At 38.5% G+C, this 13,001-nt stretch carries 9 protein-coding genes and 1 other annotated feature; of the genes, 2 read left to right on the forward strand and 7 right to left on the reverse strand.

From position 1 onward, the window contains the following. Window positions 1–64: 64 nt before the first annotated feature. On the reverse strand, window positions 65–985 hold the full coding sequence (locus AB3219_RS01810; RefSeq protein WP_057806980.1) for a Ppx/GppA family phosphatase: 921 nt from the start codon (window positions 983–985) through the stop codon (window positions 65–67). A gap of 203 nt (window positions 986–1,188) precedes the next feature. After that, window positions 1,189–2,208, reverse strand: a complete 1,020-nt coding sequence (trpS, locus tag AB3219_RS01815) for a tryptophan--tRNA ligase (protein WP_216754152.1) — start codon at window positions 2,206–2,208, stop codon at window positions 1,189–1,191. 63 nt (window positions 2,209–2,271) lie between these two features. Beyond that, window positions 2,272–2,446, reverse strand: a binding site (T-box leader). Between the two features lie 292 nt (window positions 2,447–2,738). On the opposite strand from trpS, the gene helD reads away from it, so the two are divergent. Both helD and AB3219_RS01825 read left to right on the forward strand, forming a co-directional pair. Then, window positions 2,739–5,045: an RNA polymerase recycling motor HelD gene (helD, locus tag AB3219_RS01820; RefSeq protein WP_260365758.1), complete on the forward strand. Its 2,307-nt coding sequence runs from the start codon at window positions 2,739–2,741 to the stop codon at window positions 5,043–5,045. A gap of 196 nt (window positions 5,046–5,241) precedes the next feature. Then, window positions 5,242–6,483, forward strand: a complete 1,242-nt coding sequence (locus AB3219_RS01825; RefSeq protein ID WP_367369451.1) for an ISL3 family transposase — start codon at window positions 5,242–5,244, stop codon at window positions 6,481–6,483. Window positions 6,484–6,571: 88 nt separating this feature from the next. Here the strand turns inward: AB3219_RS01825 and AB3219_RS01830 are convergent, their stop codons facing one another. The 5 genes from AB3219_RS01830 to AB3219_RS01850 all read right to left on the reverse strand — a co-directional run bounded on the left by AB3219_RS01830 (window position 6,572) and on the right by AB3219_RS01850 (window position 12,967). Further along, window positions 6,572–7,804: a hypothetical protein gene (locus tag AB3219_RS01830; RefSeq protein WP_260365727.1), complete on the reverse strand. Its 1,233-nt coding sequence runs from the start codon at window positions 7,802–7,804 to the stop codon at window positions 6,572–6,574. 121 nt (window positions 7,805–7,925) lie between these two features. Beyond that, window positions 7,926–9,083, reverse strand: coding sequence for a cation:proton antiporter (locus AB3219_RS01835; protein WP_216754155.1), 1,158 nt, complete (start codon window positions 9,081–9,083; stop codon window positions 7,926–7,928). 18 nt (window positions 9,084–9,101) lie between these two features. Then, window positions 9,102–10,433 (reverse strand): NAD(P)/FAD-dependent oxidoreductase, encoded by a 1,332-nt coding sequence (locus tag AB3219_RS01840; protein WP_260365726.1) that lies wholly within the window; start codon window positions 10,431–10,433, stop codon window positions 9,102–9,104. A gap of 36 nt (window positions 10,434–10,469) precedes the next feature. After that, window positions 10,470–11,441 carry an ABC transporter ATP-binding protein gene (locus AB3219_RS01845; protein WP_311735533.1) on the reverse strand — a complete coding sequence of 324 codons (972 nt, stop codon included), beginning with the start codon at window positions 11,439–11,441 and terminating at the stop codon, window positions 10,470–10,472. After that, window positions 11,438–12,967, reverse strand: a complete 1,530-nt coding sequence (locus AB3219_RS01850) for an ABC transporter permease/substrate-binding protein (protein WP_260365725.1) — start codon at window positions 12,965–12,967, stop codon at window positions 11,438–11,440. The genes AB3219_RS01845 and AB3219_RS01850 overlap by 4 nt, the downstream gene beginning before the upstream one ends. Window positions 12,968–13,001 lie beyond the last annotated feature (34 nt).

Consider the following 13,001-nt stretch of genomic DNA (forward strand, 5'->3'; position numbering starts at 1 on the left):
TCAAAAAAATGCGGTGAAACTCATTTTTTAAATGTGCTTTCCCGCTTTTTGATTTTTATTTGCTTTATCTGTGCTGAACATACTCAGAAATAATGCCCTCACGAACACCACTTTCTGAAAAAATTACGCGATCCGCATCTAACATTTGAAGCAGCATAACCAATGGTAAAATACCACCAATAATGATGTCGGCACGCTGCGTTTCTAATCCTGGCATCTTTTTTCGATTAACTAAATTTCGTGACAATAATGCTCGAAAAGTTTTATTTACAACTTCTGTTTTCAAACGATAACCATGAATATTATCCACACGGAGCATTCCTTGATGTTGTCGGTTCATGCGAGCCAATGTGCGGTTAGCCCCACCCAGCAAAATAATGGGCAACTGTACCGCGTCCATGATCCACCAAATATCTCGAAACTGTTTGTTTACAAAATTTTGCGCTGCAAAGAGACGATCTGCACGAACCACATTATTTAAATGGAACCGTTCAGACAGACTTACAGCACCAAATGGTACACTAATTAAATTACGGGGTTTACCATTCTTTACGTGAATTAGTTCGCAACTGGCACCACCAGTGTCCAGAATTAAACAATCGCTGACTTCTAGCGAGTTCATAACGCCTAAATAATCATAGTAAGCTTCATCATTGCCAGACAAAACATCTAACTGAATGCCAATTTCATCCTGAACACGTTTTAAAAATTCAGCTTGATTACGCGCCACACGAACGGCTGCCGTGGTAATCCCCCGTACAGTTCGATTAGGATAACTTTCATAAATCTGCTTAAATCGTTTTAAGGCTGCTACTGTACGGTCCATCGCAATTTGCTGCAAAATGTGACTACTGCCCATTCCTTCAGAGATGCGAGAGTCTTCTTTGATTCGACGAACCTCATGAAAACTTCCATCCTCGTGAATTTCATTAATTGCCATTCTAACCGAATTGGAACCTAAATCCACAATTACTAAGTTTTCCATTTTACACCTCGATCATCACGATAATTTATTGTTTATATTTTACCATGTTTTTACGTAGGTATGCGACAAATGTATACGGAACAAACGGGACTTCGTAAATGTTAAGCGCAATCATAAAAAAAGAGAGCAAGTATAGGTCATAGTTGTTATGAAAACTGTCCTGTTTTCACAACAGCTTATACTTCTCTCTTCTTATTTAGTTACTATTTAAAGTAGTTAATTCCCATGGCATCTCGTACTTCATCCAAAGTTTGATTAGCCACTTTGTTGGCCTTTTCGCTACCACGTTTCAAAATATCATACACACCAGGAATATCCTGAGCATACTGTTCCCTTCGCTCACGAATTGGTTTCAATGTGTTTTGCAAAACTTCATTCAAATAACGTTTAATTTTAACATCACCTAAACCGCCTGCTTGATACTGCGCCTTCAAGTCGGCAACTTTAGCCTTGTCCTCATCAAAGATATCCAAATAAGTAAATACGGTATTTCCTTCAACATGACCGGGATCGGAAACCTTGATGTGTTTTGGATCCGTGTACATCGACATTACTTTCTTTTGAATGGTATCTTCATCATCTGCCAAATAAATTGCGTTATTTAGTGATTTGCTCATCTTAGCATTCCCATCCAATCCAGGGATTCTTCCCAGACCCTTAGGTGGAAAATAACCTTCTGGTTCAACCAAGATTTGTTTACCATAAACATTATTGAATGTTCGCACAATTTCGCGAGTTTGTTCCAACATAGGTTCTTGGTCATCGCCAACAGGTACCGTATCTGCTTTGAATGCTGTAATATCAGCTGCTTGACTAACCGGATAAATAAAGAATCCGGCCGGTACACTTTCACCAAACTTCTTTTGTTTAATTTCGGTTTTTACCGTTGGATTTCTTTCCAAACGTGAAACCGTCACTAAATTCAGATATGTTTCCGTTAACTCACTCAACGCCGGAATTTGTGATTGAACTAAAATAGTGGATTTTTCTGGATCAATACCAACCGCTAAATAATCTAAAGCTACCTGAATGAGACTGTGACGAATCTTTTCTGGATCACGTGCATTATCTGTCAAAGCCTGCATATCTGCAATCATAATAAAACTATCATAATTACCCGTATTTTGTAATTCAACCCGATTCTTCAATGACCCGACATAATGGCCAATGTGCAGCTTTCCGGTTGGTCGATCACCCGTTAAAATTACGTGTTTTTTTGTCATCATTAAAACTCCCTTTTGTTTAGTTTTGAGTAAATAAAAAATCCCATCACTAGTAATAACTAGTAATAGGACGAATTCACCGTGGTGCCACCTAATTTGCAGAATAATCTGCCACTCATTGCAGTTATCGGTGCCCCGTTTCATCGTCCTCCAAAACCCAATTCGTTTTTCCGAAATCTTTCAGCAAGTGATTTCTCTCTGTTTATGAAAAACTACTTTATTTCTTCATTGAACTTAATATCCCCATTGTACCTATCTTTAGTTTGAGGAGCAAGTGATAATTAGTTAAACACTGCGTTGATTGTTGAAGTAACTTGGCCGTATGCATTTACCTTCATTTCACTTTCTCTTTTTTTAAATCTAGCAAGTTGTTTCGTTCACTTCTTTTTTCCGCTGAGCCACAACTCCACAAATCCTGCTTATAGTTCAAAACCTACCGATTTGCTTCGTTCACTATTCTTGACTTTTTCCTTCAAACAGCCTAGAATATCAGAACATTAAAATGCTTTTACACTAAGGGAGTCATGCAATTGAGCACCGTTGATTCAAATGAAATTAAATCCGAACAAAACCGTGTCGATCACGTCATTCGCAAAATCCAAACCCAAGCCGATCACACCCAACAACTATACAATCAAGCTCATTTTGAAACTCGCTCCGTTGAAAGCAATTATTCTCAAAATGCTAAAATCAACACTTTTGAAGCTGATGACCGTATCGAAACCAACGCCGAAGTTCAACAACAAAAAGGCCTCGTCGCTCGTGCCGTCGAAAATGAAACCATTCTCAAACGCCAAGTGGCCACCTACAAACAACTTCAAAATTCTCCCTATTTTGGACGCATTGACATTCAAGATCCTGGTGAAACCACCGCGGAGCCGCTATACATTGGAACAGCATCCTTCGCAGATGAACACGAAAATTTTCTCATCTATGATTGGCGTGCACCCATCTCCAGTATTTATTACAACGGAACACTCGGGAATGTCTCCTACCAGACTCCTGCGGGAAAAATGACAACCGATTTAGTTAAAAAACGGCAATTCTCCATTCAATCCGGCAAAATCACCAACATGTTTGACACGAACGAAACAGTTGGCGACGAAATTCTGCAAGAAGTGCTTGGCCAACAGAATGATACTTATATGGCTAACATTGTGGCAACTATCCAAAAAGAACAAAATGACATCATTCGTGACACAACCAGCGATTTACTTGTCGTTCAGGGTGTCGCTGGCAGTGGAAAAACCTCTGCCATCTTGCAACGCATCGCCTTTTTACTTTATCATAGTCGCCAGTCATTAAACGCCGATGAAATTGTGTTGTTCTCGCCAAATCGGCTTTACAGTCGCTATATTTCAGATGTTTTGCCAAGTCTTGGCGAACGCAATATGCGACAAATCACGCTCGCTGATTTTCTTTCACAACGTTTCCAGGGACTTAATGTTGAAACCCTCTTTGATCGCTATGAACATAACTCGCAGACCAAACCTGATATTCAATCCTTAACAAACTTTTTTGAAAGTTCTGAGTTTATGCAACTTATTCAAAACTATGTACTTGAGTTAACTCCTGACAAAATACAGTTCACTAATGTGATGTTTGAAGAAAAACCATTTTTTAAAGCTGCGGACATTCAAAAAATTTATACAGATCTTCCTGCTTCAATGAACCCAGCTGACCGGTTTTTAAAAACCAAGAATACATTGATTAAACAATTAAAAAACCGTATTGATCAGGAGGCTGATGCTGACTGGATTCATGAAACAATTGATCATTTAAGCAATGAAGAATATAACAACTTAATTGGTAAGAAAAAACTACGTGCATTTGAAAGCTACGATGATGAAATTCATTATTTAGGTCGCAAGTTAGCTGCCAAACATTTTCGTGTCATTTACGACGCTTTGTTCAATAATTACTTTGTGGATATTTACTCCCAATACGCTCAATTTCTTAAACAAGTTAAAATTACAAACACAATTTCAACAGCAGTTTGGCAAAAAAATCAATTTACCTTTCAGCAATCAATTGAATACCATCAATTACGTTTGATGGATGGCGCACCACTGCTGTTAATGCGTGACCTTTTAACTGGTAGTGGTCGCAATCGGCAAATTCAGCACATCTTCATTGACGAAATGCAGGACTATTCACTTGCCCAAATGGTTTATTTTAAACATGCCTTTCCAAATGCCAAGTTCACCCTACTCGGTGACAGTGAACAGGCACTTTTCAAAGATGTTGAGTCTCCACAAACTTTATTAACTCATTTAAAGAACGCTTTTCATGTCAAAAAGGCTAACTTAATTACTTTAAATAGAAGCTATCGATCAACCTATCCAATTACTAGTTTTGCAAAAAAGCTTTTGCCTGCTGGTGATCAAATTCAGGCATTTAATCGTGATGGCGATTTACCCAGTATCATCATCCGTGACAGTGTTTCAACGATTAACCAGGCCCTTGTCAAAACCTGTCTGAAAGAATTACAAACCTATGGCACAGTGGCCATTTTGACGCGGAATATGGCAGAAAGTCAGCAGGTTTTCGAAAATATTCATCGTACAACTAAAGCAACTTTACTTTCAGATGCTGATTTAGCGCTTCCTAAAGGTGTTTTGATTATGCCAATTTATTTAGCCAAAGGATTAGAATTTAACTCCGTTATTGCTTATGATATCTCTCAAAATAATTATCCTGATGAAAGTTCACTAGGAATTTTATATACAATGGCTTCACGAGCAATGCATAACTTGACTTTAACGAGTATTGGGGCCGTTTCTCCACTCATTCACGGTGTCGTCAATGATCAAGAACATCTTGTTAAAATTAAATAACATAAAAAAACGATAAGTTTGCAATCTGTTTTGACAGATCGAACTTATCGTTTTTTAGGGTCTACACTTTCTGGTATTGGTGAATAACTAATACCGGTTTTTTGTCTGTTTTGAAAATCAGAAAAATAAAAAAGGACATCTGTCCTCTTTGTGCTACGATTTAATCGCCAAAACAAATCGAAAAGAGGAAATTCAGATGTCCCTAACTAATTCTATCTTATGCTTATTCGAAATAACAGACCCAAACTTAATTGTCACTGGTATTTCTAAAGAACGGTGTTCCACAAACCAACGTATTCATGTCGTCCATGCAACTTTGTCTTATCAACTTTTAAAGTGCCCACATTGTGGCCATAAAAGCTTAATTAAAAACGGAACTCACATGAGTCACCTGCGTTTAGGAACCTTATCCGGTGGTCGTTACGAAATGCATTTAAAACGTCAAAGATACCAATGTAAAGATTGTTCAAAAACCTGTGGTGCTAAAACTAAGTTGGTTAATCGTAACGAAACTTTCACACATAATATCAAACATCAAGTGATCGTTTTGGCACGCGATATGTTGACGAGTAAAGAAATTGCTAAACTTTGTGGAATTTCGCCAAGCAGTGTTCAACGAATCCTAAATGCCAATATTCACTTAGCCTATCGTGTTAAACATCTCCCAGAGAATCTTTGCTTTGATGAATTTCGTTCCTGTAATCACTGGATGTCCTTTAATTGTTGCGATGCCGTTAGTCATCGCCGAATTGTTACTTTAAAAGATCGGCTAAGTAAAGATATCATTGACTACTTTGAAGCTCGTTTTTCGGTTCAAGAACGTGCCCAAGTTCAATCAGTGACGATTGACATGAATGCTGAATATGGCAGCTTCATTCATCGCTTATTTCCCAATGCGGCCACGATTATCGATCGTTTCCATATTATTCAACTGGCTGGGCGTGCCTTAGATAATGAACGCACGCAGACCATTCGTACTATCCAAGATAAGCATTCACGAATTTATCATATTTTAAAATCTCAATGGCGTTTATTTCATCTTGATGAAATAAAAGTTAATGATTCTAAGGCTGTTTATTTACGCGGAATTAACGAGTATATGCCGCAACAAAACGCCATTGATTTAGCTCTAGACGCTTTTCCCAGATTTAGATCTGTGTATCAAACCTATCAAGGTATCTTAAGTGCCATACACCAAAAGGATGCTAATGCGTTCCAATCCTTACTTACTAACTACCAACCCACTAGTAATCAAATGGACATAACGATCAACACGTTTATCAAAAATGGTTCAGCCCTTCTAAACAGTTGTCGTTATCCATTTTCCAACGGTCCAATTGAAGGACTTAATCGTAAAATCAAGGCATTAAAGCGTAACTGTTTTGGTTTTCGAAATATTGACAACTTCTTTATCCGGATTAGTTTAATTCATGAGTAAACAAAAAGCACATTCACCGAAGTGAATGTGCCGTTCAAAATCTCCACCAATACGATTTGACAGAGACCCGTTTTTTATTTTATTACTATTAATTTTGTTTATTACCGTGCATCACGTAAGTACTACCTTCAAGAGTACCTTGAGCAGTCGCAGCAAAGTCAGCTGTTTGAACAGTCATTTCTGAAGAAGAATTATCATCTTTGTCACTATTAGCTGAAGCACGTTCCGTTGTTTGCGTAGCTTCACTTTGAGCATTACTAATTGCTCGTGAGTTTTCTTGGAACTGCGTAACCGGAATTGCCGCCTGCTGATACTTATCATTTAAATCAGTAACTTCAGTCGTGGTTGCCGTTCTTGTGCTAACAAACTGAGATAGATTTTCAAAATAAATTGACCGATCGACTCGTTGATGAACTGTGGTTGCCTGCTGTAAAGCGGCAGTTGCTTCACTAACCTGTTGAACAACTTTGGAAATAGATGTTGTCACAACACTATTTTCATTGGTATTCGTATTGCTGGTCTGTGTCGTAGTTGTAGCTGAACTAGCCGCTGAAGTTGTTGATTCACTTGAAACGGTCGAATCAGCAGCTGCTGAACTGACACTTTCAGAGCTTGCCTTTGTAACAGAGCCAGCTTCACTACTTGTTTGGTCGGTTTTTATATCAGCAGAAGAACCCTCATCAGCGGAACTAACTGCCGACGAAGCCACACTAGCTACTTCCGAACTAGACGTTGAAACGCTGCTAGTCACACTGCTTAGTATGGCAACACTTGAAGCATTTGAAGTTACATCCTCAGAGCTCACCGCAGCAGCCGAACTAACACTTGAACTAACGCTAGGCGTCCAAGAACTTGCAACCGAACTACTTACACTACTTGAAGCAACTGCAGAGCTTGTAGTCACTGTACTCGTAGCTGCACTTTTCTCTGAGCTAGAGCTTGCAACCGAACTCGAACTGCTACTTGATGCACTGCTAGAACTTGTTGAAGTACTGCTACTTACTGCCGAAGAGCTTGCAACACTAGAAGTAGCACTTGAACTAGCTTGACTAGCACTACTACTCAATGCACTTGTGCTTGAGCTTGTTGCGTATGAGTTTGAATAAGCATAACTACTTGATTTAGTTTGTTTATTACTAACTTGCGTTGCATTACTACTGGTATCCGCGAATACCGGTGTGGTTTCATTAAAAGCAACCGCTGCATTGACACCCACTAAAACAAGGCCAGCATACAACCACTGCTTATGACTCTTATACGTTTTTAAACTTAATTTTGAGTCTTGATTATGTTCAAACGTGTGATCATCACTATTCTTCATATATAATAACCTCCAAACTTCCTTATTTTAAGAATTTCTTAAGTTAATTATACGACATTTTTCAAGTTTTGAATACATCATAAACTAAAATCTATCACATTTATTTGCCAATTCAAATAAACTATTCCGTGGCTAAATTTTGTTGACGCGTAATTGCATGTTTTAAAATGAAGGGCGCAATAATGGTTACCAAAATAATTACCAAAATAACATCTGAATAATGCGTTGGACCCATTAATTTAGCTGAAAAACCGATTTGTGCAGTAATCAGAGCCATCTCACCACGTGAAATCATTCCCGCACCAATCACATAATTACTCGTTAAATCAAATCCCGACAGTTTGCCACCCAATCCACAGCCAATTAATTTAGTCCCAATTCCTAGAACCGTCATCAAAACAACAAAACCTAAAGATTGCCATAAATGGGAAAAATTCATATTTAAGCCCACGCTCACGAAAAACATTGGAATAAAAATTGCGTATCCAATTGGCTCCACACTTTCACCAATTTCTTCATGAGCTGGTGTCATTGCAACTGCAATACCGGCAAAAAAGGCACCAACAGCACCGCTTAGCCCAACTAGTTCCGCTAACCATGCCATCGCTAAACAGATGATCATCGACATAATGGTCCGACTCGCAGTCATGAATAAATGGTCTGCAGTTCGCATCAAATATGGGGCAATCCACTTAATCAGCAAGTAGACACCGACAAAGTACAGAATCTGTTTTAAAATCACAATTAATAAATTCTGGTTGCCGCTTGATTCGCCCATCATGCTAACTAAAATACTCAACAAAATAACGCCAATAATATCATCTGCTACAGCTGCTCCTAGAATAGTTGCTCCTTCTTTAGTATCAAGTGCATGGAATTCTTTCAACACTTCTACCGAAATACTTACCGAAGTGGCAGAAAAAACCACCCCTAAGAAAAAGCACTCCAAACGACTAAAATGAAATAGTAATCCAGAAGCACCCATGATAACTACGGGAAAAATCACCCCAATTACCGCAACAATCAGTGCTGGACGCAAATATTTTTTTAACAGTGCAATATTACTTTCTAATCCGGCAATAAACATCAAGATAATGACACCTAAATCAGAGAAAACTTGAACTAAACTATTTAAATGAATCCAATTTAAAATAGCGGGACCTAAGACAACCCCAACTAAGAGTTGTCCAATAACTCCTGGAACACCCATTCGTTGACTATAGTGACCAACAAACAACGTTAAAAAAAGTATCAAAGCAAGTGTTCCAATGAATTCCATATAGTTACCTCCACAAGTTTACATTAAATAGGTTAAATCACTTGCGGTTGTTGGATACGCAAAAATTGTTTGTTTCAAATTTTCTGGAGTTAATTGACGATTAATTGCCATTGCAAAATAATTAATCAACTCATCGGCTTCTCCACTCATAAGGCTTGCTCCAACAACTGCACCTGTTTTTTTAGATGTTATTACTGTAGCATATGCCAACGGTTCATTCAAGCGGTGATAAGTAAACCATCCTGTTAAATCGAGATTTTGAATAGTGTAGTTATCTTTTTGGGCTTCCGCCTTTTCAACACTGAGGCCAACCATCGCCAATCGAGGTGTTCCATAAACAACCGTTGGAATCGCTGGGTATTTAATTGCTTGAGTTTGTCCAGCAAATAATTCTGCTAGATACTGGGCTTCAAATCCCGACACTGGTGTCAGTTTAGGTTGCGATTTGTCCAGAACATCCCCCAAAGCAAAGATGTTTTCCGAAGTCGTTTGCAAATGATCGTTCACCTTAATACCCCGGTTAGAGAATTCCACTCCCACTTTATCTAAAGCTAAGGTATCATCATTAGGTATTCTACCTGCCGTGCAGAAAACTTTATCCGTTTGTAAACTAAAGCCTTGTGCACTCACTAATTCATAGCCATCGGCATTATTTTCAATTCGGCTAATGTCGACCCCAAAATGGAAATGAACGCCATTATCTTCAAGTTGTGCAATCAAACGATCCACGTCAGCTTTTGCAAATGCTTTTAATGGACGGTCATTGTGATGAATGATATGAACATCTGCACCAGCTGCAGATGCCATTGCGGCAAACTCAAAAACAATATAACCTCCCCCAACAAAGGTTATTGAATGAGGCATTGCGGTCATCTTCAGAAAATCCGTACTGGTTTCAAAATATCTTTTACCATCAACATCAAGTAGCTTCGGTCGTGCACCCGTGGCAATGACAAACTTATCGGCAACTACTTTGGTCTGATCTGCTAAAATAGTATGCTTATCCACAAATTTCACCGAGCCATCAATCACGGTAATCCCAGCAGTTTGCAGTCCCTTTTTGGTCCCGTCAGATACTGGATCAGTAAATGTCTTTTCAAAACTAATTAAGGCTGGCCAATCGATTACGGGTGCACTTTGTAGGCCCTTGCCCACCAAGTTTTGTGCACGCCGACGCGCATCAACTGCTGCTAAAATAACCTTTTTAGGATCACACCCACGATTGGGACAGGTGCCACCCCAAAGATTTTCCTCTACAATTGCCACTTTTTTGTTTTGAGCCTTTAGGGCGTACGCTAACGCTGAACCACCAGGCCCTGCACCAATAACGACAACATCAAATTTATCCATGGTTAACCCCTCCGTTTTTTTATTTACGTCCTCATTTTAACGCTTAACTTCACTAAGATAACGTATAACCTGTTGACGATTTAAATAACCTTCAATTTCATTCTTACCTTTTACACCTATTTCACTAGTTCTACTTAAGAGCTGAAAAGCGGTTTCCAGTGAATCATTAACCTCAACCAGTGAACCTATATCATTCGTTTTTGGGGTTTCATAAACATACCCCGTTTTTACCAATTTGCTTATTGGCGTTTCAAAAATATTTTTGGCTACCGTTCCCGCAAAGAAGTTTTCCACAAAATCGTTGACTGGATGTTGCGCAATTTCATCTGGCGTATCGACTTGCAGAAGTTTGCCATGACTCATCACACCGATGCGATCACCTAATTTGAGCGCCTCATCCATATCATGAGTAACAAAAACAATGGTATTGTGCATGGTATGGTGTAAGCTCAAGACTAAATCCTGCAACTGCGTTCTAACAATTGGATCCAAAGCGCTAAAGGGTTCATCAAATAAAACAATTGGCGGTTTTGCTGCTAATGCACGCACAATACCAATTCGTTGTTGTTCACCACCGGAAAGTTCACTTGGCATTCGATCTCGATAAGTGTCTGGATCAAGTCCCACCTGTGTCAATAAATCGTCAACAATTTGAGCGGTTTGTTTCTTAGGCATTTTTTTCATGTCAGGAATCACACTAATATTTTGTGCAACCGTCATGGTTGGAAATAGAGCAATTTGTTGTAGAACATACCCAATATCTAGACGCAAACTTTGCTTATCAAATTCCTTCAGTTTTTTCCCATTGAATAAAATATCGCCGTCAGTTTGTGTAATTAACTGATTAATCATTTTTAAAGTGGTTGTTTTACCACTACCAGAAGTTCCAACCAAAACAAATAGTTCACCAGGTTGAATTGCTAAACTTAAATCCTGAATTGCCAGATTTTCGCCAAATTCTTTACGTACATTTTTAAATTCAATAATTGGTTGTTTATTAGTTATCATTTGGCACCCCTCAACAATCCATGAGCAGTCAAATATTGTCGTGCAACCTTTGCTGCCGACACTTTTTTGACGTTAACCTCATAATTCATTTCTTGCATATCTTCGTCCGAAATCTTTCCCGCTAATTTGTTTAAAGCTTGTACAATTTTAGGATGACTAGCAGCTAGTTTTTCGGACATAACCGGTGCACCTTGATAAGGTGGGAAAACATGTTTGGTATCTTTTAACATGACCAAATTAAGTTGTTTCAATTGACTATCAGTTGAATACGCATCCCCCACGTTGATGTTGTCTCTATTAAGCGCTTCGTAACGTAAACTAGCCTGCATCGAGCGTGCTTTAATATTAAGTCCGTATTTTCTATTGATTCCCTTGAGTCCATCAGTTCGATTAATAAATTCAAGAGTCATACCGGCTTTGATCTGATTTTTAATTGCTGCTAAATCACCGATAGATTTCAAATCGTACTTTTTGGCGAATGATTTCTTTACAACAATTGCAAAGGTGTTTTGATAAGCCATCGGTTTCAAATAAGCCATATCAAACTGATTTTTGAGATCATCCCGCGCCTTAACGTATGTTTCATGGGCACTTAAATCGGTTGTATCACCTGATTTTTTAACCAAACTCTCTAAAACAGTTCCAGAAAATTCTGGATAAATATCAATACTTTTACTTTTCAAGGCATTAAAGAGAAAACTAGTCGTTCCAAAGTTCGGTTTCAATGTAACGGTGACATTCTTATCGTTCTGTTCGATTAAATCTTTATACATGTGAATTAAAATATCTGGCTCTGATCCTAGTTTCCCGGCAATGACAATGTTTTCTTTTGGCTGTGAAATGGCTTGATAACCACTTACACCTACAAAGCCCACAATGATTACACTGACCGTCACAATTACTGTCCGCAACCGCGCAGTTTGTAAGAATTTTATAAAGGCACTTAAAATAATCGCCAAAAGCGCAGATGTAACAGCGCCAATCACAATTAACGACGTATCATTTTGATCAATACCTAATAAGATAAAGTTACCTAAACCACCAGCACCAATCAAAGCTGCCAGTGTTGCAGTTCCCACAATCAAAACTAGTGCCGTTCGAATCCCAGAAATTATAACGGGTAAAGCAATTGGGATTTCCACTTTAAATAATTTTCTTAGACGTGACATTCCAAAAGCATCCGCGGCTTCTTCTAAAGAAGGATCAATTTCGTCGATTCCCACATATGTATTTTGAAAGATTGGCAATAGTGCATAGATAACTAATGCGATAATTGCAGGTACACTTCCAATACCAACTAAGGGAATCAACAGTCCCAATAATGCTAATGAGGGGATAGTTTGTAAAACACTGGTTACCTGTAACAAAAATTCGGCCACACTTTTATGATGTGTGGCCCAAATAGCTAGGGGTACTGCGATCACAATTGCAATCAACAAAGCTGTTATAGAAATCTGTAAATGTTCCCACAAAGCTTGCAGCAACTGTGTCCGCTGATCTAAAAATGTGTTCCATAAAGTTGTCATTATCATACTCCCAATAATTTAATTGGTTCTATTC

This window comes from Pediococcus ethanolidurans (assembly GCF_964062635.1).
Taxonomy (GTDB): domain Bacteria; phylum Bacillota; class Bacilli; order Lactobacillales; family Lactobacillaceae; genus Pediococcus; species Pediococcus ethanolidurans.

Bases quoted from the DNA above. Each gene is read 5' to 3' on its own strand.
- AB3219_RS01810 (WP_057806980.1), bottom strand. From the start codon at position 985: ATGGAAAACTTAGTAATTGTGGATTTAGGTTCCAATTCGGTTAGAATG.
- trpS (WP_216754152.1), bottom strand. From the start codon at position 2,208: ATGACAAAAAAACACGTAATTTTAACGGGTGATCGACCAACCGGAAAG.
- AB3219_RS01825 (WP_367369451.1), top strand. From the start codon at position 5,242: ATGTCCCTAACTAATTCTATCTTATGCTTATTCGAAATAACAGACCCA.
- AB3219_RS01830 (WP_260365727.1), bottom strand. From the start codon at position 7,804: ATGAAGAATAGTGATGATCACACGTTTGAACATAATCAAGACTCAAAA.
- AB3219_RS01835 (WP_216754155.1), bottom strand. From the start codon at position 9,083: ATGGAATTCATTGGAACACTTGCTTTGATACTTTTTTTAACGTTGTTT.
- AB3219_RS01840 (WP_260365726.1), bottom strand. From the start codon at position 10,433: ATGGATAAATTTGATGTTGTCGTTATTGGTGCAGGGCCTGGTGGTTCA.
- AB3219_RS01845 (WP_311735533.1), bottom strand. From the start codon at position 11,441: ATGATAACTAATAAACAACCAATTATTGAATTTAAAAATGTACGTAAA.
- AB3219_RS01850 (WP_260365725.1), bottom strand. From the start codon at position 12,967: ATGACAACTTTATGGAACACATTTTTAGATCAGCGGACACAGTTGCTG.